Here is a 25771-nt window from a genome sequence, read left to right on the forward strand (position 1 = left end):
CCAGGCCACCAGGCGTTTAGTTGTTCTACAGCGGGACGAAGTACGGTTAACACGTGTGGAAAACTGCCCTTAAGCCCCGATGGATCGCAGGCTTTGTCTTTGCGATCGTGATATCCGGGGTCTTCGTGCTGCTCAGCCAATGGCAGTTCGGACGCTCCACCCAACCGGAAGCGCCGGTCAACCCGGCCACCGAGCAAGTGCAGCCCCTCACCCAGACGCTGGAGCCCGGCGACTTTTTCCACGGGACCGACGCCGACCAGATGGTCAGTGCGCAGGGCACCTACGATCCCGCCAAACAGGTCCTGGTGCCGGGCCGGCTGCACGACGGCAAGACCGGATACTGGGTGGTCTCCGCCTTCGCCGTCTCCGGCGCCCCCACCCTGAGCGGCGTGGCCGCCTCACCCCAGACGTGGATCCCGGTGGCCCGGGGATGGGTGGCCGATCCCGCTGATGCCGGCAACCCGCCGTCGGGCACTGTTGAACTCACTGGGCGGCTCCTGCCGTCCGAGGCGCCCCTGGCCGGCACGGCGGCCGCAGCCGGGCAGGCCACCGCGGTGTCCGTGGCTGAACTGATCAACTACTGGGAAGTCAGCAGCTATCCCGGCTTCGTGGCCGCCACCGCCGAGGTGGCCAACGGCGCGGATGTCAGCGCCGCGGCGGTGCGGGGGGACCTCCTTCCCCTTGAGATCGGGCCCCAGCCCCCGGCCCAGAAGATCAACTGGCTCAACCTTTTCTACTCCCTTGAGTGGGTTGTGTTCGCCGGGTTCGCCCTCTTCATCTGGTGGCGGCTGGTCAAGGACGACTACCACCGGGACCTCGAAGAAGCCCTCGACGAAGCCGAGGACAACCATCCGCCGGCCGGGCAAAGCCAGCACCAGCAACCTGACCAGAACCAGCAAAAGGTACAGCCATGATTGATCCGAAGCCGGCCAACCCCGCCGCGGCTCCAAGCACCAACACCAGTGGCAAGGCCACCGGCAAGAAGCGCCGCTTCGGCGGCACCGAGGCGCAGATCCGGTCCGCCCTGAAGTTCTACAAGGTGCTGGCCTACCTGACGGGCACCATGCTTCTGCTGCTCTGCGCCGAGCTGATTGCCAGGTACGGCTTCGGGCAGTACCTGTTCGCCGGCGGCACCAACGCCGTCACGGGCCAGCCGTTCGGCTTCGGGTTCGCGGACGCGGAACCCCAGGGCGTGCTGGGCGGCGTTAACCTGTCCGTGACGGTCCTGATCGTGCATGGCTGGATGTACGTGGTGTACCTGGTCTCCAACTTCCGCCTGTGGTCGCTGATGAGGTGGCCTTTCCTGAAACTGGTCCTGCTGGCACTGGGCGGCGTTATCCCGTTCCTGTCCTTCATCGTGGAAAAGAAGTTCCATGCCGAGGTGGAGGCCGAACTCGCGGCCCACCCGCAGGCGCCCCAGCGGTACTGATGTCCTGCAGCCGCGGCCGCCGGCCGCGGCTGCCGACGTAGGGGGACGTTCGCTCCGTCACAGCAGGGCGTCCCAAGGTGCGCCGGTGCAACGGCGCAAAGTAGGCTATTACGGTGACTACTCCCACTGCATCCCAGACTTCCCAGAAGCCGGTGCTGGTTGTTGACTACGGTGCCCAGTACGCGCAGCTGATTGCCCGCCGCGTCCGGGAAGCAAATGTGTATTCGGAAGTGGTTCCGCATACCTACACAACCGAGCAGCTCCTGGCCAAGAACCCTGCCGCCATCATCCTTTCCGGCGGCCCGTCCAGCGTCTACGCTGATGGCGCCCCGAGTGTCGGAGCAGACCTGTTCGAAGCCGGGGTTCCCGTCTTTGGCATCTGCTACGGCTTCCAGGCCATGGCCAACGCCCTGGGCGGCAAGGTGGACAAGACCGGGCTGCGGGAGTATGGCTCCACGGAGACAACCATCCTGGGCGAGGGACGCTCTGTCCTTGAGGGCATGCCGCAGCACCAGAAGACCTGGATGAGCCACGGCGACTCCGTCCACGAGGCGCCGGACGGCTTTGAAGTACTGGCGACGACGGCGGGCGCCGAAGTGGCTGCCTTCGCCAACGAGGAAAAGGGCCTCTTCGGTGTCCAGTGGCACCCCGAGGTCAAGCACTCCGCCTACGGCCAGCAGGTCCTGGAAAACTTCCTCTTCAAGGGCGCCAGGATCGAACCCAACTGGACCACGGGCAACATCCTCGAGGAGCAGGTGGAGCGGATCCGCAAGCAGATCGGCGATGCGCGGGTCATCTGCGGCCTCTCCGGCGGCGTGGACTCCGCAGTTGCCGCTGCCCTCGTCCAGCGCGCCGTTGGCGACCAGCTCACCTGTGTGTTCGTGGACCACGGCCTGCTGCGTGAAGGCGAAGCCGAGCAGGTGGAACGCGACTTTGTTGCCGCCACTGGCGTGAAGCTCTACGTTGCCAACGAGCAGGAACGCTTCCTGTCCGCACTGGCCGGTGTCAGCGATCCGGAAACCAAGCGCAAGATCATCGGCCGCGAGTTCATCCGCGCCTTTGAGGAAGCGGAACTGGCCATCATCGCCGAGGCGGCCGCACACGGCGAGAAGATCAAATTCCTGGTCCAGGGCACCTTGTACCCGGACGTGGTCGAATCCGGCGGCGGCGAAGGTGCAGCGAACATCAAGAGCCACCACAACGTGGGCGGGCTCCCTGAGGACCTGCAGTTCGAGCTCGTAGAACCGTTGCGGGCCCTCTTCAAGGACGAGGTCCGCGCAGTCGGTGCCCAGTTGGGCCTGCCCCAGGAAATCGTTGGCCGCCAGCCCTTCCCGGGTCCCGGACTCGGTATCCGCATCGTTGGCGAAGTCAACAAAGAGCGGCTGGACCTGCTGCGCAAGGCCGATGCGATCGCCCGTGCCGAGCTCACCGCAGCCGGACTGGACAACGAAGTCTGGCAGATGCCGGTTGTCCTCCTGGCCGACGTCCGCAGCGTCGGCGTTATGGGCGATGGACGTACCTACGGACACCCCATCGTGCTCCGTCCGGTCTCTTCCGAGGACGCCATGACGGCGGACTGGTCACGGCTGCCGTACGAACTCCTCGCAAGGATCTCCAACCGCATCACCAATGAGGTGGAAGGCGTCAACCGCGTGGTGCTCGATGTCACCAGCAAGCCGCCGGGAACCATCGAGTGGGAGTAGCAGCATGAGTGGCCGGCCTCTGGTGAAGAGGCCGGCCACTGCTGTTTCTTCCCCGAAATCCTCGCCCAATTTAGCCCGCCCCAGTGTTGCGGTCGCTCAGTCCGGCGCCGGAGCGGCTACTCTCGAATCTATGCCGGTATGGTCCAGGGCGTCACGCGCAAGCGCAGAAAAGAAGGCAGTAGTGTCAGTTGGTCAAGGCCACCCGGAGGGCTCGGAGGAGCTCCGTAAATGGCTGTCCGGGCTTAAACCCGTCACCGGGGCGGACACCATGCTGCGCTTCACCAAGACGCCCGAAGGGTCCATCGACCTGACCCATGCACACCCGTCCGGCCTGGCCCAGCTCATGGCGGGGCGCCGGACCCGGCTCTCCACCCTCATCCGGGACCGCCAGCAGTACGTGGTGGCAGCCCGCGCCTCCCGGAACATCCGGTCCAAGATCTTTGAGCTCGCCAACGACCGCGGCATCGACGCCGGATACCTCTCGGCAGGCACGGTGGTGTGGACGTCCGCCGTGGGCGGCAAGCCGCAGCGCATCTCCGCGCCGGTGATGCTCACGGCGATTTCGCTCACCGTCCGTCCGGGCGAGGACGACTACGAACTGCAGCTCACCGAGCAGGCCCACATCAATCCCGCCCTGGTGCGGCATTTGAAGAACGTCCACGGCATCGTCTTTGACGTCAACGCCGTCACCCGGCTCGCCTACAGCACTGCCCGGTTCGATCCGCAGCCCGTCCTGGACCGCCTGGCGACGCTGATCAGGCCCATCCACGGGGCCGAGGCCCAGCACAACCTGCTGGTGTCCACGTTCGCGGACCTTTCCGGCAACCTGGACGATCCGTGGATCAACGACTCCAACCCCCTCGTCTCCGCCCTCGCCACGGCCGCCGGCGGCGAAGTAGTGGACGTCGAGGAGCCGGATCCATCACGGTTCCCGCCACTGGACAGCAGGCACCCGCGGGACGAGATGCTCCTGCTCGACGCCGACGTCGACCAGCAGTACGTCATCGACGCCGCCCGTGCAGGCGATTCCCTGGTGGTCAGCAGCCCTCCCGGAACAGGCCAGACCCAAACCGCCATCAACACCATCGGTGCCCTCGTGGATGCCGGGAAGACCGTGCTGGTGGTGGGCGACCGGCGGGCCAGCCTCAACGAGGTGTCCGGGCAGCTGGAGGCCCTGGGCCTTGAATCCATCCTCTTCCAGCTGTCCGGGAACATTACTCCACAGCAGCTGAAGGGACAGCTGGTCCGGGCCATTGTCCGGAACGAGAAATCCCTCGAACCCCAGCTGGGGAACCTGCACAACACCCTGACCGAGCACCGCCACGCCTTGATGGACCATGTGGCGTCGCTGCACAACGTGCGCCAGCGGTGGGGCTGCTCGCCGTACCAGGCCATGCAGTCCCTGGCTGAGCTCACCTCGATCCACCCGTCACCGGCCACCACGGTCCGGTTGAAGCGAAGTGTCCTGGACAGCATCCGGGACCGCAACGAGCTGGCGGAGCGGCTCCGCCGGGCGGCGGAGCTGGGAAGCTTCAGCAAGGCGTCCACCACCAGCCCCTGGCACGGTGCGCGGCTGCTTACCCGCAAGGAGACCGAAGAAGCGCAGGACCTGGTCCGGTCCGTTGAAAAAAGCCTTCCCGCGCTGCGTGAGCGGATGAACGCAGTGGCCGAGCACGCCGAGATCCGGCTGGGGGAGTCCTTTGCCGAATGGGGAGAGCAGCTCGAGCTCCTGATGGCTGTGCGCGGAAGCCTGGACAAGTTCACCCCGGACATTTTCGACCGGCCCGTCACGGACCTGATCTCCGCCACCGCGCCGTCAGCCTGGCGCCGCGAGCGGGGCATCGAAATGACTGCCATGCAGCGTTCGCGCCTGCGCAGGGTTGCCAAGGAATACGTCCGGCCGGGCGTGCATATCGCCGACCTGCACAGCTCGCTTGTCCTGGTGCAGGAACAGCGCGCGCTGTGGGCAGGCTACGCCACCACCCAGCGCCACCCCGCCGTTCCTTCCGGGCTCGCGGAAATCAGTGCCATGTACCGTGCCCTGGACCGCGAGCTGGCCCAGTTGGGCGAAGCACTCCGGCACACCAGTGCCGGGGGCGACCTGTCCGCCGTCCGGTACGCGGAGCTCATGGAGCGGCTCGAGCGGCTGGTGGCGGACACCGACACGCTCAAGACCCTGCCCGAACGCACCCTCCTGGTAGAGAACATGCGCGAGCACGGGCTCGGCGAGCTCCTGGCTGACCTTGCCGAGCGCGAGGTGCCGGCCCATTCGGTGGCGGCAGAACTTGAACTGGCCTGGTGGCAGTCGGCGCTTGAGGCCATGATCAGCGGCGACGACTACCTGGCGATGTCCGACGGTGACGCCCTGCGGCAGCTTGAGGCCGAATACAGGCTGGCGGACAACGCCCACATCGCCAGCGGGGCGGCACGGCTTCGTTGGGACCTGGCCGAGCGTTGGCGGGCCGCTATTGCCGCCCATCCCCGCCAGGCCGATCTCCTCAAGAGCCTGCTCAAGGACGGCAGGGTGTCCCTGCCGGCACTGACTGCGCAGGCCCCGGACCTCATCGGCACCCTGGTACCGGTCTGGTCCGTCAGCCCCTACCTGATGACAGGCCTCCTGCCGGCCGAACAGCACTTCGACGCTGTGGTGATCCTCGATTCCGAGGCCACCTCGCTCCAGGCCGTCCTTCCGTCCATCGCCCGCGCCCGCCAGGTCATCGCCTTCGGCGACGCCATGATCGCCAGCCCGCGGACCTTCACCGTGGGGGTGGAGCGGCTCGCGGCGGGGGAAACGGCCCACCAGAGGGTGGAGAGTGCTTTCAAGGCATTGTCCGCGGTGCTTCCTGTGTGGCGGCTCAACTTTGTGTACCGCGCGGTGGATGAGGACCTGGTCCTTCAACTCAGCAAGAACTTTTACGACGGCGGTCTCCGCCGGCTGCCCGAAGGCCAGTCCGCCACGGGCCTGGACCGGGCGCTGCTGGTGGAGTACCTGCCGGACGGTACGGGACTGCCCAGTGCCGACCATGAGGGCGTGGAGTCCGTGGTGGCTGAGGTTAACCGCGTGGTACAGCTGGTTTTCGAACACGCACGCACCCGTCCCCGCACGTCACTGGCAGTGGTCACCGCCAGCCTCCGCCATGCCGCGAGGATCGGCGAGTCCATCCGGCTGCAGCTGCCCAACCACCCCGGCCTGGCAAGTTTCTTCGGCGCCGGTCCTGAGTCCTTCCGCGTGGTGGACCTGGAACGCGCCCAGGGCCTGGTGCGCGACCACGTCATCTTTTCTCCCGGCTTCGGCCGCACCCCGCACGGGCGTGCGCTGCACAACTTTGGTCCGCTCTCGGCCGAAGGGGGCCGGGAGAAGTTCGCGCTGGCGATGACCCGTGCCCGCCGGTCCCTGCATGTGCTCACCTGCTTCCGGCCGGAGGACCTGGACCACACCCGGCTGACGCACGGTGCGGTGGACCTGTACTCGCTGCTGGACCGCGAAATTTCAGGCAATACGGACCTCGGAACTCCGGCGTCGCGCGCGGCCGCCAGCGAACAGGCCCTGGGGGCAGATCCTTTAGTGGCTGACCTCGGAGACAGGCTGCGGGCACGCGGAGCACGGGTCTGGCACCAGTACGACGGTGCCATCGACGTGGTGGCGGCCGCCGATCCGTTGGGCACCATGGGCCAGGAGGACGCGGACCTGCCATGGCCGGTGGCGATCGAATCCGACGGCACCGAACAATACCGGACCATGAGCGTGCGGGAGCGGAGCCGGCTGCGGCCGCAGCTGCTGGAGCGGCTGGGGTGGCGGTACATGCCGCTGTGGACCATCGAGGTGTTCACCGATCCGTCCACCTGTGCAGACCGTATCGCCGGCTACCTGGGCCTTGAGCGGGTGGTCCTGCCGGGCAGGGGAGATACGTCGGTTGGGTTCTTGGACGATGACGTGGACCAGGCGCTCAACGGCATCCAGGCCGGGGAGCAGCGGTCCCGGCGCAGCGCCGGCGTGGAACAGAACGTGCCCGGCAGGGACCGGGGCCGCTTGCAGGTACAGCATCCGGACAGCAAGGAGGCGGTCCACGTGGCCACCGAAGACAAGGACAATCACCCTTCCCATGAGCCATCCCTGGCGGCCGGTGCTGCGCGGGGGGACGGCGACGTCCAGGGCCAGGACCAAAACCAGGATCAAGGCCAGGACCAGGACCAAAGCCAGGATCAGGGCCAGGTACGGAGCCGGGGGAAGGGCAAAGACCAGGCCGGCGGCGGCGTCCTGCCCACGAAGGCTGCCGAAGATGACCCCCGGCGCTGGGGCGACGCGGACGAGGACCACGATGCCTGGCTGAAGGAACAGAAGCCCCCGCACTGGGGCTGAGAGCCGGGCCAGGCATCCGCCGCAGACCGCTTTCCTTTCGCACTACCGCTGTACTTCGCGCCACCGCTGTCCTTTGTGGGACCGTTTGAAACACCCTTGGCCGGCGCATCTTTTTGTTACGGTCCCACCAGGACAAAGAAGAGTTTGCCCTGCGTTGAGGCGCCGGCCAGCCGCGCCGCCTGCTCGGCACTTGCCGCCACAACAATCAGGCCGTCCGTTTCGGCCGTGCCCAGCCACTGCCCGCTCTGGCCACCCTTGCCGGACGTCCAAAGGACGGGTACTGCCGTTGCCAGAACTTCTGACGGCGCCTGCTGGTCGAAGCCGTTGGCAGCCGTCAGCACAACGTTGACCAGCTGCCCGGGCGAGACGAGCTGGATGGAGGACGGGTCCGCCATTCGCAGGGGCACGGCGGCTGAACCCGGGGGTGTTCCGGCGAGCAGCCCGGGACCGAGCAGCTGGGCGTCTGTCAGCAGCTGGCCTTTGCGGAGCGGAGCTGCCAACTGTTTGCCGGCCAGTTCATTGTCCTGGTTCAGGAAACCCGCAGCCATCATGTCCGGCGGGACTTGCACGTGCGCCAGGTCGGCCGGCGCCAGTGCCGAGCCGGCGGGGAGGTCCCTCGCGGCAGCGATACCTGTCACGGTTTGAACGGGTGCGGGGGTGAGTTGATGGACGCTGATCGCAGCAGCTGCGCACAACAGCAGGGCGATGGCCAGCCGGCGGTTCCGGCTCAGCCAGCCGCCGAGACGCAGAGCAGCGGGCCGCCGGCCGGAGCCGCGGGAACTGCCGGTGCCACGCTGATAGCGGGAAGCGGCCCCGCCGGAACGGAAAAGATATGCAGGCATGCGCCAACGCTAAAGCCGGCCGGACTGCCCGCGACAGGCGCAAGGCGCCCTATGTGGACAAACCGGCCGGCCGGCGTCGAACGATGCTGTTCAGCTGGCCTTAGCTGGCCGCGGCAGCCGGAGCGGACGCGGCGGGTGCCGGCGTTGAAGAGGCCGGAGCGGCGGCAGAGACCGTGCTGCCCTTGGCGTCGCGGGAGTCGGTGCGGTAGAAACCGGATCCTTTGAAAACGACACCTACGCTGTTGAACTTTTTGCGCAGCGTCCCCTGGCACTCGGGGCACGAGGTCAGAGTGCTGTCCGAAAACGACTGGACGATGTCGAAGGCATGGGCGCAATCCTTGCAGGCGTACGCATACGTTGGCACTGGTGCTCCTCCTCTTGGGCAAAACGAGAGGTCCCGTGCTGCCCGGCCGGATGGTCCGTCCGTTAGCAGTCGCAGGGCCTGAGTGCTAATTCTATCATCCCCGCAGAACCAGGGGAGTTGGATTCAGCCGTGGCCGCTAAGAACCCGGATTCCTGATGGCGACAGGATGGCCGGGACCGGACGGTCGAACTCCTCCTCCGGAATCTGCCCCGCGGGAAGCAGTTCCTCGTCGTACACAACGGCCGCCAGGGGAATATTCTTCCCGGCGGTGGCCAGATGGCCCAGGAACTTGTCGTAGTAGCCGCCGCCTTGTCCGATCCTGTTGCCGGCAGCGTCCACGGCCGTCGCCGGGATAAAGAGCGCGGCAGCCGTTCCCGCCACATCCGGCCCGTGCCGCTCACCCTTGGGCTCAAGGATCGGGGCGAACCGGCTCTGCTCCAAACCCGCGGCAGGGTCCCAGAAGACCCAGGCCAGTTCCCGTCCCGGCTCGCAAACCGGGAGCAGGACGCTGTGACCATTGTTGTAGAGCGCGGTGATCAGGGGAAGCGTTGGGGGCTCCACGCCCACGCCGAAGTAGACGCAGACCGTTGCCCGGGCACCACCGGTCAATGAGTCGGCCCAGGCGGCGCCGTGGCGCGCCAGGGCAGCGCCTGCCGCCTCAATCTGCTGCGGGGTCAGCGTAGCCCGCCGTTGGCGGTGTGCCGTGCGGATTCTGTTCTTGACAGCCTTGGCGTCCTCCAACACGTGCATTCCTCCATCACTCGCCGCTGCGGCGATTTCGCTGCGGCCGCACAACCGGCGGCCCTTCAACAATTATTGATTGCTTGACGCTGACGTTAGATTAGTCGGGTGAGTACCAGTAACCCCAGAGTTCGCAAAGCCGTTATACCCGCAGCCGGACTCGGCACAAGGTTCCTGCCTGCCACCAAGGCCATGCCCAAGGAAATGCTTCCTGTCGTGGACAAGCCGGCCATCCAGTATGTGGTTGAAGAAGCCGTTCACGTGGGCCTCAACGATGTCCTGATGATCACCGGACGGAACAAGCGTGCCCTGGAAGACCACTTTGATCGCGTTCCATCGCTGGAATCCACGCTCGAGGGCAAAGGGGACGCCGAAAAACTGGCCTCCGTACAGGCCGCGAGCAATCTCGGCGATATCCACTATGTCCGCCAGGGCGACCCCCACGGACTGGGCCATGCTGTCCTCCGCGCCAAGCAGCACGTGGGCAATGAAGCCTTCGCTGTCCTCCTGGGCGATGACCTCATTGACGCCCGTGACGAACTGCTCAGCACCATGATCGACGTGCAGGCCAAAACGGGCGGCTCCGTCGTGGCCCTCATTGAGGTGGAACCCTCACAGATCAGCGCCTACGGCTGCGCGGACATCGAGGAGATCGACGGCGAGGGCTATGTCCGCATCAACAGGCTGGTTGAAAAGCCTGCCGCCGGTGAGGCTCCGTCCAACCTGGCCATCATTGGCCGCTACGTGCTCCACCCGGCCGTTTTTGATGTGCTGGAACGTACCGGTCCTGGCCGCGGCGGCGAAATCCAGCTCACCGATGCCCTGCAGGAACTCGCGTCCGGAGAGGGCGACGGGCAGGGTGTCTACGGTGTTGTCTTCCGGGGACGCCGCTACGACACCGGTGACAAACTGAGCTACCTGAAGGCCTGTGTCCAGCTGGCCATTGACAGCGACGACCTTGGTCCCGGCCTGCGGGAATGGCTGCCGGGCTTCACCGCCGGTCTCTCCAAGTAGCACAATGCGCGCCGGCCCCATCTGGCCCGTCACCCTGGAGTGCGGCGACCTGGTCCTGCGGCCCATCAGGTACCGGGACAAAAAAGAGTGGACAGAAGTCCGTGCCCGCAACAGCGAATGGCTGGCGCCGTGGGAGGCCTCGAACCCGGATCCGGCTGGAGGGCTGCCGGACTACCGGCAGATGGTCCGTTCGCTCAACGCCCAGGCCGCCCAGGCCACCGCGCTTCCCTTCGTGATTACCGAACGTATCCCGGCAGCCCGGAATCCCGTGATCGTGGGCCAGTTGACCGTCTCGTCGATCGTCTGGGGTTCAGCCATGATGGCCACCCTCGGTTACTGGGTGGACCGGGCCCGGGCGGGACACGGGATAGCGCCCACCGCCGTGGCGCTGGTGACAGACCACTGCTTCAGGAACCTGGGCCTGCACCGGATGGAGATCAACATCCGTCCGGAGAACGGGCCCAGCCTCCGGGTGGTGGAGAAGCTCGGATTCCGGGACGAGGGATACCGGCCCCGCTACCTGCACATCAACGGGGAATGGGCCGACCACCGCTCGTTTGCCCTGACCTCAGAGGAGGTCCCGGAAGGGCTGCTGAACCGCTGGCTGGGTTCCCGGGCTTCATAAATCCAATGATTTGCCAGCCGCGCCACGACACACCGTGGCCAATGCGGCTGCAGCCCCCGTATTGCTCATACGGTTTTGAGTGTGGACTTCCCCCTTAGCAGCTCCGTGATCCTTGTGGTTGCCGTTGTGCTCTGGATTGTATGGGTTGCCCCCTACGTCCTCCGGAACCGCCGGCACCAGTTCCAGCCCGCCGGCGACTTCCTGGCAGACACTCCTGCCGAGGACGTGCCGGACCCGCGAGCGGGTCTGGTTTTGAAGGTTGCCGCCCAGCAGGAGAAAGCCATGGACACCAGGAAGAGCACCGGATCCGCTACGGCAGCAGGCAGCACGGCAACAACGGGCCATTTCAAGATCCGGTACGGCCGCACGGCAATTGCCCTGGCAGGGCTGCTTTCCCTGCTGACCGCCTTCGTTTCCGCCGTCCTGCTGGCATTCGGGCTGGGAAGTCCTGTGCTTCCCTTGACCTGCGCGGCCCTGGCCGTGGCGTCCGTGGTCCTGCTCCGCAGGCTCGCGGTCCGTGACCGGAAAGCCAAGGTCAACGCTGCCTTTCGCTCAGCCATGGCGGCACCGGCCGTGAGGCCCGCGGCCGCCCAGCTCCCGCCGAAGCCCGAAGCCGCGCCGGTGCGCAGTGAAAGCCCCCTTTTTGACGCCGAGGCCCACCGGCCCGCGATCAAGCCGCTGACAGTGATGGAACTTCGCGAGGCAGCACTGGCTGTCGCAGTGGCAGCGGGGGACACGAGTGCCGCGCAGGCGGCACCAAGCACCACCTGGGATCCGGTGGAGGTGCCCAAGCCGGTTTATGTCGAGGCGGCCAAGGCCGAACGCCCCGCTCCGGAACCCCTTGAACTGCCCGAGGCGCCCAAGGCCACCGGCAAGCCGTCCCTCAAGCAGGGCGCCGCCGGTGTCCCCGCTGCTCCGGCCGCCGAGGCCCAGCAGCTCACCAAGGCGCAGAGCGCCCTCAGCAATCTCGACGACGTCCTGCAGCGCCGCCGCGCCTGACTCTTTGAAAGGCGGCCGGGCATTCCGGCCGCCTTTTGCATGCCAGTTGGCATTGGCGGCGGAAAATTTGTAGCCTAGGGTCACCGGAGCCGCACAGCAGCTGCAGGGCGGCTCGTCCCGGGGTTATAGCTCAGTTGGTAGAGCGCTTCGTTCGCATCGAAGAGGTCAGGGGTTCGAATCCCCTTAGCTCCACAAAATCTCCCAAGGCCAATCTCTGTTGGCCTGCGCCCTCAGTCGGTCACTGTGTCTCCGTGACGATGGGCGACCTTCCAGCCATCGTCTTCCCGGCGGTAAACCTGGGTAGCCCGCAGGACATAGCTGCGCGGCTCGCCGTCCACGGAAGCGGAGGTGTGTTCCAGGCCCGCCGTGTACGCCATGTCGCCCGCGACGTCGTATGAGACCAGCTCAAAACGGTAGGAAGTGCAGTTCGAGAACTGCTTGGCAAGGCTTGCGAACAATTCGTCCAGTTCCTGCTGGCCTGTGGCGTTGCGCCAGGCGCCCAGGACACTCACGGGTTCTTTGCGGGACCAGAGGGCCCGCCGTGGGCCGGCGTCGCCGTTGTGAATAGCCAGCTCCGCCTCGTACAGGGAGGTCTTCACCCAGTCCAGGAAATCACTGCGATCGCTCATGCCTCAGTATGCTCCCGGCGCCGCGGCTGTCGCGAGGGCCCCGCGGCTCCGGCTTGTGGCCTGCCCAGGCTGTCCTGGATGAATGATGGGCTTTCCCGACCGGCGACCCTTCCCTCCAGCCTGTGCCGGGCGTATCTTGATGCTCCAATGCGGCTCTTTCCCTAATTCGATGACAAGAGGCCATCATGGTCGTCAGGAAATTCAGTGCCCGGGGGCTGCGACGAGCCGCTTCGCGCCGGCCGTGGCGCTTTCGCCGTCCGCGACCTGTGGCATTACTCGTGGTGGGCCTTCTGGCAGGAGTCCTCTCGGGTTGCACCTACGAGGATCCTGACGCGGCGCCTTCCTTTACCGCAACGTCCAGCCAACCTGAACCGACGTCGCTGACCTGTCCGGAAAGGGACAGAGGTGACTGCCTGGGCCCCCTCGATCCGGGCACCTACTCCACCACGTCCTTTGAACCGCCCTTGACCTACACAGTCCCGGAAGGCTGGGCCAACGGAGAGGACCTGCCAGGAAACATGCTGCTGAACCGGCTCGGCGATCTCCAGGGTGGCGTATGGGGCGGCAGCTACATAGGTGTCTACCAGAATGTCCGGGCACCCGAGCTCTGCAGGGAATATCCAGAGCCAGGGATCGGCACCAGCTCCAAGGAACTTACCGAGTGGTACCGCACAGTACCGGGCCTCGAAATCCTGCGGGAGGTTCCGGCGTCGGTAGGCGGCTTGTCCGGGATCGCACTCGACTTCCGGGTGAGTGACGAGTGGAGAAGTGCCTGCCCTATTGGCGGAGTCATCCATGCGGTCCCGGTGATCATCGGCGGCGGTGTTTCATACCTGCATCACGTGGTCGGTGCTCCGATCGAAATGCGCCTCTTCCTGCTGGACTGGAGGGGAGGAAACGTCGCGGTGGAGGTGACCGCTGTGAGCGAGCAGCACAGCCTCACCGACTATCTTGGGGAAGCCGGGGCGGAAGCAGTGATCGGATCCTTCAGGTTCAGGCCATAAAGGTCCGTCCCCGGGATCCCTGCGAGTTCCAGCAACACCTGGACCGGGAGTTGCAGTGGAACGCCGGTAGGCTTTGTGCAGCCGATCTTTTGGGGGAAAAGTGCGACGTGGCGGCATTGTGGGCCTGGGTGGGCTGCTGATCCTGGCCATGTCCGTCGCCGCCTGCGTCAGGTTCGAGCTGGAGTCGGACTCGGTGATTGCGACATCTGTTGACTGCCCGGACGGACCGCCTTTCTCCGACTTCACCGATGAGTGGGTGGTGGTGGCGTGACTGGACGCAGCCGGAAGGATGCCAGTCTGAACCCGTCAGCCGGCAGCAAACTACGCCCCTTCCGGCTGCTCAACGGCGGTCCCTAAAGCCAGCCTTTCTTCTTGAAGATGGCGTACATGACGGTTGCTGTTGCCGCCATCAAAACGATGGCCATCGGATAGCCCAGGGTCCAGTGCAGTTCGGGCATGTGGTCGAAGTTCATGCCGTAGACGCCGGCCACAAATGACGGTGCGAAGAAGATCGCGGCCCAGGACGAAATCTTCTTCACCTGTTCATTCTGTTCGGCGCTTGCCTCGTTCTGCCGGTTGGCCGTGAGCGTGCCGTCCAGGGTCAGGGCGTTCTGCAGCAGGTCCCGGAAGGAGTCCGCCCGGGAGATGACCCGCTCCACATGGTCCTCCACGTCGCGCAGGCTGTGCCGCAGGTCGCTCTCCACATCGTATTTTTCGAAGCCGCGCTTGAGCTGGTGCATCATGTCGGGCAGCGGGTGGATGGCGCGCTGGAACTGGATAACCTCCCGCGCGAGTTCATAGATGCGCCGCGACACCGCAGTGTCCCCGCTGAAAAGCTGGTCCTCGATTTCGTCAATGTCGTTCTCCAGCCCGGCGACCACCGGGCCATAGTCATCCACCACCCGGTCCAGCAGTGCGTACAGTACGGCCTCGGGGCCATGCCGCAGCAGGTCCGGCCGGCCTTCCAGCCGCTGCCGCACCCGCGCCACACCTCCGGTCTCCGCGTGCCGGACCGTGACGACGAAGTTCTTCCCCGTGAAGACATGCAACTCGCCGAACTCCACCGTTTCGGTGGCGTCCAGATACCGGGCTGGCCGAAGCACGGTAAACAGATTGTCCTCGTACCGCTCAAGCTTTGGACGCTGGTGCGCCGAGATGGCATCCTCAACGGCAAGCGCGTGCAACCCGAACTCCGCAGCCACCGCCGCCATTTCTTCAGCGGTGGGCCGGTACAGGCCGATCCAGGCCATTCCGCCATGCTCCGCCAGCGTCTCGAAGGTCTGTTCCAAGTTCTCAGGCTCAGCGTGGCGGATGCCGTTGACGTACACGGCGTTGTCAATGATCGTCATTCCCAAAATCCTAGCCGTCCGCCCCTTCACCGCCTGTCCGCGGTGACTTGGCCTGGGCGTGTTGGCCGGCAGCCGACGCTTTGGCCAGGCCGCTGATCAACGGTTCGGTCCGGTAGGGGATATGGGTGTGCAGCGCCAGGACAGTTTCGGTCCGGATGACGCCTTTGATCCTGAGCACCTGCCGCAGGGCAGCTTGAAGGTTATGGGTATCGGTGGCCACCACACGGCACCACACATCGCCCCGTCCCGAAATTTCGTGCACTTCAAGGACTTGCGGAATCATCCGCAGGGCACCCACTACCCCGTCCAGCTCCCGGTGGGACACTTCGATGGTCACAAAGGCAACAACGTCGTAGCCCACCGCATCCAGGTCCACTTCCCGGCCGCCGGACCGGAGCACCCCTGCCCGGAGCAGCCGCCGGACGCGCGACTGGGCCGTGTTCCGGGCAACACCAAGGGAATCGCTGAGTTCCGCGATCTGGATCCTGGGATCCCTGATGAGCTCCAGGAGGATCTTCAGGTCGGTGGAGTCCAGGTTGTTCAAATGATCACTCTCCGTCATGCCAGCGCAGTTATTTTGATGATCGTGCTCAATTCTTGCAGCCGTGGCCGCCTAATAGAGCAATCCTGCCCCACTCTGGAGCTACCACTATCCACCCGCGCCGGGCTCCCACAAGGACCACCTGCCGCGGCAGCAGCAAAGGCGGCACTATGACGGTCTTCAGCGAGCTCCGGATGCGTCCGGCACCGGCCACCACAGCAGGCTGGAACGCGTCCACCACGGCGCGCCTGGTGCTGGCCGGCACCGTCATTTTTACGCTCCTGGTGGGCGCCAACCTGGCCACTCCGCTGTATCCGCTGCTGCAGGTGCAGCTGGAGCTTTCCCCGCTCGATGTTTCGGCAGCATTCACAACCTACGTCCTGGCGCTGGTGGCCGTGCTCATGCTGGCCGGTCACTGGTCGGACCACATCGGCCGCAGGGCCGCCCTCATCCTGGCTGTTCTTGCCGGCCTAGCCGGCGGCTGGCTGTTCGCCGAAGCACACACCCTCGCTGCCCTGTGCGCCGCGCGCGCTCTCCAGGGCACCGCCGTGGCCCTGGCCACTGGCGCCAGCGCCGCAGCCCTGCGTGAACTGCTTCCCAGCCGGCCGGAGTGGGCGTCCCGCTTCACCCTCCTGGCATCAGCCGGGGGAGTGGCCGCGGGCCCGGTCATCGGCGGGCTGCTGTCGCTGCTTCCCGGGGCCACCTCGACCCCCTACTACATCCACTCCGCAGTCCTCGCCGTGCTCCTGGTCCCGCTCTACCTGCTTCGGGCCCGCCCCGCCATCGCACCTCCCGCAGGACCGAGGCCGCTGCAGCTGCTGGCGCCGCGGCGTCCGTCCGTCACGCGGGAGGCGCGGGGCGCCTTCTGGCTTGCCTCCGGCGTCGGCTTCCTCAGCTTCGCTGTCTTCGGGTTCTGCCTCTCGCTGGCTCCGGGCTACTTCGCCCGGAGCCTGGCCGTGGACAGCCGCCCGGTGATCGGTGTCCTGGCCTGCCTCACGCTGGCCGCATCGGCGCTGACGCAGCTGGTCAGCGTTCGCGGACGCTTTGTGGTGCCCGGCGGGCTGGCGGTCCTGGGAGGTTCTGCCCTGCTGCTCGGCGCCGCAGGGGCCTGGAACAATGCGGCACTGCTGGTGGCGGCCAGCCTTGCCGCCGGCGTAGGACAAGGACTCGCTTTCCGCACCGTCTTCAATGATGTGGCCGGCCGTGTGGAGCCGGCACGGCAGGCCCAGACCATCAGTTCGCTGTACGTCATCACCTACCTGGGCAGTGCCGTACCGGTACTGGGGCTTGGCTGGTCCTCGGGCCTCTTCGGCCTGGAGCAGTCCGTTGCGGGCTTTGTGGTGCTCTGCGGTTTGGCGGCCTTCATCATGGCGGCCCTCACGCTGCGCCAGGCTGTGCGGAGCGAGACGGCGCGACGGTAGCGCGGCTTCGGGCCGGCCCTGACAAGGCTATTCCGGCAGCGGCCCGTGGTTGCCCTGGATATGTTCGAACACCAGCGTGGTTTCCGTGTGCCCCACCACGGGGTCGGTGGCCAGGTTGTCCAGCACCCAGTCCCGCAGGTCCTCGGTAGTGGCCACAGCGATGTGCAGCAGGTAATCCACCGAACCTGACGTGTGGAACGTGGACAGCACGGCCGGCAGTTGCGGGACACGCGCCGTGAAGCGGTCGATCTGGTCGCGGTCATGTGCCCGGAGCCGGACGGCAACCAGCGCCTGCACCGATCGGCCGATGGAGGAGAGGTTGAGCTTCGCCTCATAGCCCTGCACGATGCCCCGCTCCGAAAGGGCCCGGGTCCGCATCAGTGCAGTAGAAGGCGCTATGCCCACCAGTTCCGCGAGCTGTTTGTTGGAGATCCTTGCGTCCGCCACCAGGGCCGCCAGCAGGCGCTCGTCAATGGCATCCAGGGGCTCCAGGTGCACTCCCGGCCTGACATTCCTGGCATTCGTGCTCACGGCGGCTCCTCACAGTGTTCCTGCGTTTATCCTAGACGCCCGGCGGCGGCGTTCAGGCGGCGGCGCCTTAGCGAGGTACTGCTTCCCTGGGATGGACGACGGCGACAGTCACCGCGGTGAGGCAGGCAAGGACCATTACGGCGGTTGCCAGGGCGTTCCAGCCATAGGACTGGAAGAGCAGGCCTCCGGCCCAGCCGATGATGCTGGACCCGAGGTAGTACGCAAGGTTGTAAAGCGATGCCGCCTGCGCGCGGCCGGTGCTGGCAATGGCGCCGGTCCAGCCGGCACCGATGCTGTGGGCGGCAAAAAAGCCGCCGGTGAATACCACCAGCCCGGCGAGGATCAGTACCAGTGCCGGGGCCAGGGTCAAGGCGAGGCCCGCCGTCGAAAGGCCAAGCCCGGTGAGTAGAACGGTGCGGCGTCCGAACCGCTGGGTCAGGCCTGCTGCCCAGCGCGACGTGAAGGTCCCGGAGAGATAGGCCAGGAACATGAGGCTGACCACGGTGGCGGGCAGCCCGAAGGGGGCGCCGGTCAGCCGGAACCCGAGGTAGTTGTACACCGCCACAAACCCGCCCATCATCAGGAAGGCCTGGATGTAAAGCGCGAGCAGGCGCATGTTTCGAACGTGCCGGCCGAGGGTGCGGGCAGCGCCGCGGAATCCTGCAGCCTGGGCGGCGGTAAACCCCCGGGCCGGCGGAACAAGCACCAGGAAGGCGAGCGCCGCGAGCGTTGCGAGGACGGACACTGCCAGGGCCGCGGCGCGCCACCCCCACAGTTCACCGGCAGGGCCGGCCACCAGGCGCCCGGCGAGACCTCCGAGCGTGGTGCCGGCAACGTAGCTTCCCGCGGCGAGTGCGGCGTGCGCCTTGGTCACCTCTTCGTTGAGGTAGGCAATGGCGATGGCCGGGATGCCGCCCAGGGCCATGCCTTCGAGGAGCCGCAGGCCCAGGAGGAGGGGAAAACTGGTGGCCAGGGGAACCAGCAGGCCCAGGGCGGTGGCCACCGTGATACCCCAGGCCATGGCCTTGACCCTGCCGATCCGGTCCGCCAGGAAGGACCAGGGGATCACCGTGACCGCCAGCCCGACGGTGGCCAGCGAAATGGTCAGTGCTGCCTCGGCGGCGGTGACCTTCAGGTCCGAGGCCAGGATCGGCAGGACAGCCTGGGTGGAATACAGCTGGGCGAACGTTGCCACCCCGGCGAAGGCGAGGCCGAGGATGATCCGCCCATACGCCCGTGAACCCTTCGCATGCCCGTTCCAGCCCGGATCGGGAGCCTGGGAGCCGGGATGGGAGACACTGCGCTGCATCCGGCAAGCGTAGCCCTGGCCGGACTGACCCTTCCAATGCATCTTTTATGCAATACTCATAGCAATTCCGGAACGATGAGCCCTGCGAGGGCAGAGAGCCAGGAGGCCCCTTGGAGCCCGACCATAAGCAGTTGGTGCAGCTTCTTCCGCTCCTGCCGTTGCTGGCGGAGCTGGGCCGGACTCAGCACGTCACGGAAACGGCCGAACTCCTCGGAGTGCCCCAGTCAACGGTGAGCCGGGCACTGTCCCGGGCCAGCGCCGTCGTCGGAACGGAACTCCTCGTGAAGGACGGCAGGGGAGTGCGGCTCACTCCCGCTGCCCGCTCCCTCTTGCCCTACATTGAGCGGGCGCTGGCGGAGGTCCAGGCCGGCCTGGACTTGGTCCGCAACGAATCTGACGTTGTCCGCGGCCGGATCTCGCTGTCCTTCCAGCACACCTTCGGCGAGTCCACCCTTCCGCTCCTCATCAGCACCTTCCGCAGCCGCCACCCGGGCGCCGTCTTCACGCTGACCCAGGGAGCGCGGGATACCTGCCTGGCCGAGCTCGCTGCCGGTGAATCCGACCTCGCACTGACCGCGCCCGTGGCCGCCGAAGGCCGCAACCTGTTGTCAGCGCTGCTGTACCGCGAGCCCCTGCGCCTGGTGGTCCATCACACCCACGCGCTCGCCGCGCGCACCATCGCCTCCGTCAACGACATCCGTTCCGACCCGTTCGTGGCGCTCGGCCCCGGCTACGGAATGCGCTCACTGACTGATGCCTTGTTCCGGGAAGCCGGATTCAGGCCGCGGATAGCCTTCGAAAGCCAGGACACCCACACCGTCCGGGGCCTCGTTTCCGCCGGTCTCGGCGTCAGCATCCTGCCGCCGGGCGGGGATGCCCCCGGAAGGAACATGAGCGCAGAGACAGGCAACCTGGGCTGGGTTGAAGTGCCCCTCGACTCCGCCCTGGCCTTCCGCGACGTGGGCCTGAGCTGGCGGCAGCGCAACCGGGACATGGAACCGCTGGCAGCCCGGTTGTTCCGCGAAATGGTCATCACCGACGGGCCCGGGCTCCTGGCCGGGCTGGTCAAACGGCGCTCCCGCATGCCTGGCGCCGGACCACGCGGCGGCGGCCAGTAATCTTGTGACGTGACCAACACCGAAAACCCCAACGCCCTGCCTGCCCAACCGTCATCTCCTCCACCTAATGCGCCAGGTGGTGTGGTGATCGGCCTGGACATCGGCGGGACAAAGACCCGGGGTGTCCGGTTCGAGGACGGCGTCCCGGTAATGGACGAGTCCGCCGGCAGTTCGAACGTGCAGAACGTCACCCGTGATGAAGCGGCGAACAACCTTGCCAGTCTGTTCGCGCGGATCGGCAGCGGCGATGTCTCCCATGTGTACGCCGGGTCAGGCGGTATTGATACCGAGGAAGATGCCGCGGCCCTCGCAGCGCTCATTGAACCGCACGTACCGGGAGCACAGATTACGGTGGTGCACGATTCGCGGCTGCTGCTCGCCGCCGGCCACGCCAGCACCGGAGTGGCCGTGATTGCCGGGACGGGCTCGGCGGCGTGGGGCCGGAATGCCGACGGCGGCGAGGCCAGGGCAGGCGGCTGGGGTTACCTTCTGGGGGATGAGGGCAGCGGTTACTGGCTGGGGCGCGAGGCGGTGCGGCACAGCCTGCGGCGGATGAACCAGGGCCTTCCGGTGGACCAGCTCACGGCCGCCCTGCTTCAGTCCTGCGGTGTGGACCACCCCAACAAGCTGATTGCGCTGTTCCACTCCCCGGACACCGGCCGGCGGTTCTGGGCGCAGCAGGCCCGGTCCGTAGTTGAAGCCGCGGCCGCCGGCCACGCCGCAAGCCAGGAGATGCTGGACCAGGCGGGTAAGGACCTCGCCGCCCTGGCGCTGCAGGTGCTGCAGCAGCTGGGCATCCAGGGCCCGGTGATCCTGGGCAGCGGACTGGGGATGAACGTGGTGCCCCTGCAGGAGGCCTTCCGGCGGCACCTTGCCGAGGCCGGCGTGACCGATGTCCGGGTCCTGGACCAGGATCCGGTGTTCGGCGTGCCGCAGCTGCTGGCGGAAATGGCCTGACGGACTCTACACCGCGCGTTTGCGCGGAGTGAGCCGGACGGCGGGCAGCGGCGGAGCCGGGATCCGGCCTGCCTCGGCGCCGGCATCGGGGCCGTGTCCCGGGACCAGCCCGTAGCGTGCTGCCGCTGCCTTGCCGTTTGACATGGCGGCCTGGGCTTCCCACTCATCCCGGGCCTGCTCCACTTCCTCGTGCGTGCGGCCCACAAAGTTCCACCACATGAGCAGCTCCTCCTGTAAGGGCTCGCCGCCGATCAGGAGGAAACGCGTGCCCGGTGCCGCCTCAATCCTGAGCTCCCGGCGTCCGATGCCCAGATAGCCCAGCGGTCCCGGCGGGATGTCCTGTCCGTCCACCGCCAAGGCGCCGTCGAGCACCAGGATGCCATGCTCAAAATGCTCATTCAGCGGAAGCACACTGCTGCCCGCGCAGGAAACCTCAGCTCCGACAATGGGCGAATACATGGTGGCAGGAGAGACCACCCCGCCCAGTTCCCCCACCATCACAGTGGCGGTAAAACCCTCACCGGCCAGGACAGGAAGGTCCCGGTGCTGCTCAAACGCCGGCTGCCGGTGCCGCTGCCCATCAGGAAGGGCCACCCACAGCTGGAGTCCGCGCTGCACCGGCAACACGCCGTCGGACGGAAGCACGGCGAATTCCGAATGCGACACCCCATGGCCGGCTGTCATGATGTTCAGCTCGCCCGGACGGACCACCACGTCGCTGCCCACGCTGTCCCGGTGCCGGATGGTGCCGGCGAGCGGCCACGTCACTGTCTGCAGCCCTATGTGCGGGTGCGGAAGCACTGACATGGCGGTGCGGTCAGGGCCGAAACTGTCCAGGAAACACCACGCCCCGATGGTGGGCAGGCCGCGCTGGGGAAGCGTCCGCTGCACGTTCATGGCCCGCACGCCGCCCAGCGGCACTTCACGCTCCGGCCATAGTTGCAGGCACGGGCCGGAACTCCCTTCCGGGCTCGCCGGCGGGCAGACTTCCTGCTGGGGGGATACTTCCAAATTGGTCACGTCCCCACTCTAAGCCGGGCGGCCATCCTGCGGTACGCCTGGCCCCCAGCCGGAAGCGGCGCCGTCCACGGTGGCGGCCCATCCGCCGGTGCTGCGGCCCCGAATGGTTACAGTAGGGATTCCTTTGCCGGAAATGGGGTGTGATGCAGGTGTTGCCCGGTCCGGTTTGGGCTACCGTAACTATCAGCGTGCTGTGACAAATTTGCGTTGCTTTTCGAAGCCGTCCAACAGAACAGGTAAGCCCGCGCCATGGACCAGGCCATGATCGAGTTTCAGAGCGTCACCAAGCAGTACCAGGGCGGGCAGCCGGCCGTGGACCAGCTCACTATGTCCATCAGCCCGGGTTCCATCACCGTGTTTGTGGGGCCCTCCGGCTGCGGGAAAACCACCTCGCTGCGCATGATCAACCGCATGGTCGAACCCACCTCGGGTGTTATCACCGTGGACGGCAAGGACGTCACCTCCGTTCCGGCGCCCGAACTGCGCCGCTCCATGGGATACGTGATGCAGTCCTCCGGACTCCTGCCGCACCGATCGGTGCTGGACAACATCGCCACGGTGCCCAGGCTCAACGGTGTCTCCAAGTCGGAGGCACGCAAGCGCGCTGAAGAACTGCTCGACGTCGTTGGGCTGGCCAGCGCCCTGGGCAAGCGCTACCCCTCGCAGCTTTCAGGCGGCCAGCAGCAGCGCGTGGGCGTGGCCCGCGCCCTGGCCGCCGATCCGCCGGTCCTGCTGATGGATGAACCCTTCAGCGCGGTGGACCCGGTGGTCCGCGACGAACTGCAGCAGGAACTCCTCCGGCTGCAAAAGGACCTGGCCAAAACCATCGTTTTTGTCACTCACGACATCGATGAGGCCACCGTCCTGGGCGACATGGTGGCCGTCTTTGCCACCGGCGGAAAGCTGGCGCAATACGCCACGGCCGAGGAGATCCTGCGGGCTCCGGCGAACGATTTCGTGGCCTCCTTCGTGGGACGGGACCGCGGCTTCCGGCACCTTGGATTCACTGCGTCTGACGGCGTGGCGGTGCACCAGGTGCCCACGGTGGTCCGCTCGCCCGCTGGCGCATTTGAATCCGAGCCGGGCCGGGGCTGGCAGCTGGTGGTGGATGAGGCTGGGCGTCCGCTGGGGTGGACCGGCCCGGGATCCGGAACGGGAATCATTCCCGGCGGGTCGCTTTTCAAGCCGGGCGAGAGCCTGCGCCGCGCACTGGATGCGGCACTGTCCTCGCCGTCGGGCCTGGGCGTTGCCGTGGATCCCGAAGGCAGGGTGCTCGGCGTCGTCAGGGGCGGTGAAGTCCTGGCCCTCATCGAAGAGGCGCGCCAGGTCCGGCAGGCAGCGCTCTGATGGACTGGTTCCTGGCAAACAGCGGCATGGTCCTGGAACGGGCCGGCCAGCATATGGTGCTCGCCCTCGTGCCCATGGTCCTGGGGCTGGCGATTTCCATTCCCCTGGCGCAGCTGGCGCGCCGCCACCAGGTGCTCCGCTCAGTGGTGCTCACGGCCTCCTCGCTGCTCTACACCATTCCTTCGCTGGCCCTTTTTATCATCCTGCCCACCATCCTTGGCACCCGGATCCTTGATCCCCTCAATGTGGTGGTGGCCCTGACCATTTACGCTGTGGCGCTTCTTGTCCGCGCAGCCCTGGACGCCTTCGATTCCGTGGATGAGGACGTCAGCCAGGCCGCCGTCGCCATGGGCTATAAACCCCTGGCCAGGTTCCTGCAGGTGGACCTGCCGCTGTCCCTCCCCGTCATGTTCGCCGGGCTCCGGGTGGTGTCGGTCAGCAACATCTCCCTGGTCAGCGTGGCGGCACTGCTGGGCGTGGGCAACCTGGGCATGCTCTTCACTGACGGCCTGCAGCGGGACTTTGTCACCGAAGTTGTGGTGGGCATTATTGCCATCCTGGTCCTGGCGCTGCTCATGGACGCCATCCTGGTCCTGCTCGAACGGATCCTCACCCCGTGGGAGCGGGCCGGGAAGCTGGGCCGCCGGCAGCCGCTGGCGCCGGACGCAACTGATGCAGCCTGGCTGTTGGCCGAGCCAAAGACCGGAGGGGGGAACGCGTGAGCAACGTCTTCACGGATACCTTCGCCTGGCTGGCGGACCCCCTGCACTGGACCGGCAGCGCCGGCATTCCCGCACGGCTGGCCGAACACCTGCAGTACACGGGACTCGTGATGCTCATCGCCTCGGCCATCGCCCTTCCGGTGGGCCTGTATGTGGGCCATACCGGCAGGGGCAGGGTGGCCGTCGTCGCCATCGCCGGCGCCCTGCGTGCCCTGCCCACGCTCGGCCTGCTGACACTGTTTGTGCTGCTGGCCGGAATTGGGCTGATGCCGCCCATCTGGGCGCTGGTGATCCTCACCGTACCGCCGCTCCTGGCCGGCACCTACGCCGGGATTTCCAGCGTGGACCGCAACGTGGTGGATGCTGCCCGTGCCATGGGGATGACCGAACTGCAGGTGCTGTTCCGGGCTGAACTGCCCAACGCGCTGACGGTGATGTTCGGTGGGTTCCGGACCGGCGTGCTGCAGGTTATCGCCACCGTTTCCGTGGTGGCGTACATCAACCTGGGTGGCCTGGGCCGCTACCTGTTCGACGGACTGGTCCTCAGCGACTTCCCGCGGATGCTGGGAGGCTCACTGCTCATCGCCGTCCTAGCCATCGCCGTGGACCTTGTCCTGTCCCTGTTCCAGAGAGTGTTCCTGACACCAGGGCCCTCACAGCAGTCCCACCTCGGCCACCAGGCCGCGGTCGATCGCACAGACCCCGTCCTGGCGGAGGCTGTGGCACAAGGAGGTAAATCATGAAAGAAAGCCGACCACAAGGCCTTGGCAGGCGCACATTCGGCGGGCTGGCCGCCGGAGTTGGACTGGCCGTGGTGCTCTCCGCCTGCGGCGGATCTTCCGATCCACTCAAGAATGCCCCGGCCAGCACCGGTGCCGCGTCCGGGGGTGCCACCTCGCTGGTGATCGGTTCCGCCGACTTCCCCGAAAGCCAGATCATCGCTGAACTGTACGCCGGGGCATTGAACGCCGGCGGTGTCACGGCCACCACCAAGCCGAACATCGGGTCCCGGGAGGTCTACTTCAAGGCCGTCCAGGACGGTTCGGTGGACGTGGTTCCGGACTACACCGGCAACCTGCTGCTGCACGTGGACAAGGAAGCCACTGAAGTATCTGCGGACGAGATCGCCAAGGCCCTGCCGGGCAAGCTGCCCGACGGCCTGGCCGTCCTTGACGCAGCCAAGGCCGAAGACAAGGACGCCATGGTGGTCACCAAGGCGACCGCAGAGAAGTACCAGCTGAAGTCCATCGAGGACCTGGCGAAGGTCTGCAGCGAGATTGTGGTGGGCGCCCCTGCCACGTTCGCGGAGCGCGCTTACGGCCTGCCCGGGCTGAAGAAGAACTACAACTGCGAGCCCAAGAAGCTCGAGCCTTTCAGTGACGGCGGCGGTCCGGTGACGCTGAAGGCCCTGTTGGAGGACCAGGTACAGGTGGCCGACATCTACACCACCACACCTTCCATCGCCGACAACGACCTTGTGGTCCTGGAGGACCCGGAGAACAACTTCATCGCCCAGCAGGTCGTCCCGCTGTACAACAAAGCCAAGATGACGGACAAGGCGAAGGACGCGATCAACTCGGTGTCCAGGATCCTCACCACCGATGACCTGATCAACCTCAACCGGGCCGTCAGCGGCAGCCAGAAACAGGGGGCCAAGGAAGCGGCTGAAGCCTGGCTCAAGGACAAGGGCATCGTCAAGTAGGAATCAACGCCTGCTTTTGCCCGTACGACGGCGGCTGACGGACT

At 66.4% G+C, this 25771-nt stretch carries 25 protein-coding genes and 1 tRNA gene; 17 read left to right on the top strand and 9 right to left on the bottom strand.

Annotated features, from left to right (window positions below):
- Positions 1-53: 53 nt before the first annotated feature.
- The 4 genes from QRN11_RS13040 (at position 54) to QRN11_RS13055 (ending at position 7492) form a co-directional block, all read left to right on the top strand.
- Positions 54-914, top strand: a complete 861-nt coding sequence (locus tag QRN11_RS13040; protein ID WP_285251325.1) for an SURF1 family protein — start codon at positions 54-56, stop codon at positions 912-914.
- Positions 911-1429: a DUF3817 domain-containing protein gene (locus tag QRN11_RS13045; RefSeq protein WP_285251326.1), complete on the top strand. Its 519-nt coding sequence runs from the start codon at positions 911-913 to the stop codon at positions 1427-1429. The genes QRN11_RS13040 and QRN11_RS13045 overlap by 4 nt, the downstream gene beginning before the upstream one ends.
- A 113-nt stretch (positions 1430-1542) precedes the next feature.
- Positions 1543-3132 (top strand): glutamine-hydrolyzing GMP synthase, encoded by a 1590-nt coding sequence (gene guaA / locus QRN11_RS13050; protein WP_091415239.1) that lies wholly within the window; start codon positions 1543-1545, stop codon positions 3130-3132.
- A 130-nt stretch (positions 3133-3262) separates the two neighbouring features.
- Positions 3263-7492, top strand: coding sequence for a DUF4011 domain-containing protein (locus QRN11_RS13055; RefSeq protein ID WP_285251327.1), 4230 nt, complete (start codon positions 3263-3265; stop codon positions 7490-7492).
- A 116-nt stretch (positions 7493-7608) separates the two neighbouring features.
- On the opposite strand, the gene cpaB is transcribed toward QRN11_RS13055, so the two are convergent.
- From cpaB to QRN11_RS13070, 3 genes are all read right to left on the bottom strand, one after another.
- Positions 7609-8334 carry a Flp pilus assembly protein CpaB gene (gene cpaB, locus QRN11_RS13060; RefSeq protein ID WP_285251328.1) on the bottom strand — a complete coding sequence of 242 codons (726 nt, stop codon included), beginning with the start codon at positions 8332-8334 and terminating at the stop codon, positions 7609-7611.
- A 100-nt stretch (positions 8335-8434) separates the two neighbouring features.
- A complete protein-coding gene (locus QRN11_RS13065) occupies positions 8435-8698 on the bottom strand; it encodes an FmdB family zinc ribbon protein (protein WP_285251329.1) in 264 nt (87 codons plus the stop codon).
- A gap of 123 nt (positions 8699-8821) precedes the next feature.
- Positions 8822-9442, bottom strand: coding sequence for a 5-formyltetrahydrofolate cyclo-ligase (locus QRN11_RS13070; RefSeq protein ID WP_285251330.1), 621 nt, complete (start codon positions 9440-9442; stop codon positions 8822-8824).
- 105 nt (positions 9443-9547) lie between these two features.
- On the opposite strand from QRN11_RS13070, the gene galU reads away from it, so the two are divergent.
- The 4 genes from galU to QRN11_RS13090 all read left to right on the top strand — a co-directional run bounded on the left by galU (position 9548) and on the right by QRN11_RS13090 (position 12269).
- Positions 9548-10453 (top strand): UTP--glucose-1-phosphate uridylyltransferase GalU, encoded by a 906-nt coding sequence (galU, locus tag QRN11_RS13075; protein ID WP_091415252.1) that lies wholly within the window; start codon positions 9548-9550, stop codon positions 10451-10453.
- A gap of 4 nt (positions 10454-10457) precedes the next feature.
- Entirely contained in the window at positions 10458-11078 is a 621-nt protein-coding gene (locus tag QRN11_RS13080) for a GNAT family N-acetyltransferase (protein WP_142061447.1), read from the top strand.
- A gap of 81 nt (positions 11079-11159) precedes the next feature.
- Positions 11160-12077 (top strand): hypothetical protein, encoded by a 918-nt coding sequence (locus tag QRN11_RS13085; protein ID WP_285251331.1) that lies wholly within the window; start codon positions 11160-11162, stop codon positions 12075-12077.
- 119 nt (positions 12078-12196) lie between these two features.
- Positions 12197-12269: transfer RNA gene (locus QRN11_RS13090), tRNA-Ala, on the top strand.
- Between the two features lie 38 nt (positions 12270-12307).
- On the opposite strand, the gene QRN11_RS13095 is transcribed toward QRN11_RS13090, so the two are convergent.
- Positions 12308-12706, bottom strand: a complete 399-nt coding sequence (locus QRN11_RS13095; RefSeq protein ID WP_285251332.1) for a nuclear transport factor 2 family protein — start codon at positions 12704-12706, stop codon at positions 12308-12310.
- Positions 12707-13170: 464 nt separating this feature from the next.
- On the opposite strand from QRN11_RS13095, the gene QRN11_RS13100 reads away from it, so the two are divergent.
- Positions 13171-13710: a hypothetical protein gene (locus QRN11_RS13100; RefSeq protein WP_285251333.1), complete on the top strand. Its 540-nt coding sequence runs from the start codon at positions 13171-13173 to the stop codon at positions 13708-13710.
- Between the two features lie 100 nt (positions 13711-13810).
- Positions 13811-13981 (top strand): hypothetical protein, encoded by a 171-nt coding sequence (locus QRN11_RS13105; RefSeq protein WP_285251334.1) that lies wholly within the window; start codon positions 13811-13813, stop codon positions 13979-13981.
- A gap of 82 nt (positions 13982-14063) precedes the next feature.
- Here the strand turns inward: QRN11_RS13105 and corA are convergent, their stop codons facing one another.
- Both corA and QRN11_RS13115 read right to left on the bottom strand, forming a co-directional pair.
- Positions 14064-15059, bottom strand: a complete 996-nt coding sequence (gene corA / locus QRN11_RS13110) for a magnesium/cobalt transporter CorA (RefSeq protein WP_091415260.1) — start codon at positions 15057-15059, stop codon at positions 14064-14066.
- 10 nt (positions 15060-15069) lie between these two features.
- Entirely contained in the window at positions 15070-15621 is a 552-nt protein-coding gene (locus QRN11_RS13115; RefSeq protein WP_091415263.1) for an Lrp/AsnC family transcriptional regulator, read from the bottom strand.
- A gap of 149 nt (positions 15622-15770) precedes the next feature.
- Between QRN11_RS13115 and QRN11_RS13120 the strand changes: the two genes are divergently transcribed.
- Positions 15771-17021, top strand: a complete 1251-nt coding sequence (locus QRN11_RS13120) for an MFS transporter (protein WP_285251335.1) — start codon at positions 15771-15773, stop codon at positions 17019-17021.
- A gap of 27 nt (positions 17022-17048) precedes the next feature.
- Here QRN11_RS13120 and QRN11_RS13125 read toward each other — a convergent pair whose 3' ends face one another.
- Positions 17049-17552, bottom strand: coding sequence for an Lrp/AsnC family transcriptional regulator (locus tag QRN11_RS13125; protein WP_091415270.1), 504 nt, complete (start codon positions 17550-17552; stop codon positions 17049-17051).
- Between the two features lie 67 nt (positions 17553-17619).
- A complete protein-coding gene (locus QRN11_RS13130) occupies positions 17620-18861 on the bottom strand; it encodes an MFS transporter (protein WP_285251336.1) in 1242 nt (413 codons plus the stop codon).
- A 110-nt stretch (positions 18862-18971) separates the two neighbouring features.
- On the opposite strand from QRN11_RS13130, the gene QRN11_RS13135 reads away from it, so the two are divergent.
- Positions 18972-19979: a LysR substrate-binding domain-containing protein gene (locus QRN11_RS13135; RefSeq protein ID WP_285251337.1), complete on the top strand. Its 1008-nt coding sequence runs from the start codon at positions 18972-18974 to the stop codon at positions 19977-19979.
- A gap of 9 nt (positions 19980-19988) precedes the next feature.
- Positions 19989-20936 (top strand): N-acetylglucosamine kinase, encoded by a 948-nt coding sequence (locus QRN11_RS13140; RefSeq protein ID WP_285251338.1) that lies wholly within the window; start codon positions 19989-19991, stop codon positions 20934-20936.
- Positions 20937-20942: 6 nt separating this feature from the next.
- Here the strand turns inward: QRN11_RS13140 and QRN11_RS13145 are convergent, their stop codons facing one another.
- A complete protein-coding gene (locus QRN11_RS13145) occupies positions 20943-21956 on the bottom strand; it encodes a pirin family protein (RefSeq protein WP_285251339.1) in 1014 nt (337 codons plus the stop codon).
- Between the two features lie 249 nt (positions 21957-22205).
- On the opposite strand from QRN11_RS13145, the gene QRN11_RS13150 reads away from it, so the two are divergent.
- Genes QRN11_RS13150 through QRN11_RS13165 form a run of 4 tightly spaced genes read left to right on the top strand, consistent with a single transcriptional unit; the run spans position 22206 to position 25727 of the window.
- On the top strand, positions 22206-23303 hold the full coding sequence (locus QRN11_RS13150) for an ABC transporter ATP-binding protein (protein WP_285251340.1): 1098 nt from the start codon (positions 22206-22208) through the stop codon (positions 23301-23303).
- Positions 23303-24025: an ABC transporter permease gene (locus tag QRN11_RS13155; RefSeq protein ID WP_285251341.1), complete on the top strand. Its 723-nt coding sequence runs from the start codon at positions 23303-23305 to the stop codon at positions 24023-24025. Before QRN11_RS13150 ends, QRN11_RS13155 begins: the two co-directional genes overlap by 1 nt.
- The gene (locus QRN11_RS13160; RefSeq protein WP_285251342.1) at positions 24022-24768 is read left to right on the top strand and encodes an ABC transporter permease; all 747 of its coding nucleotides are present in this window, start codon (positions 24022-24024) and stop codon (positions 24766-24768) included. The genes QRN11_RS13155 and QRN11_RS13160 overlap by 4 nt, the downstream gene beginning before the upstream one ends.
- On the top strand, positions 24765-25727 hold the full coding sequence (locus QRN11_RS13165; RefSeq protein WP_285251343.1) for an ABC transporter substrate-binding protein: 963 nt from the start codon (positions 24765-24767) through the stop codon (positions 25725-25727). The genes QRN11_RS13160 and QRN11_RS13165 overlap by 4 nt, the downstream gene beginning before the upstream one ends.
- The last annotated feature ends 44 nt before the right edge of the window (positions 25728-25771 follow it).

It is taken from the genome of Pseudarthrobacter sp. fls2-241-R2A-168, assembly GCF_030209335.1.
In the GTDB taxonomy this organism is placed as follows: domain Bacteria; phylum Actinomycetota; class Actinomycetes; order Actinomycetales; family Micrococcaceae; genus Arthrobacter.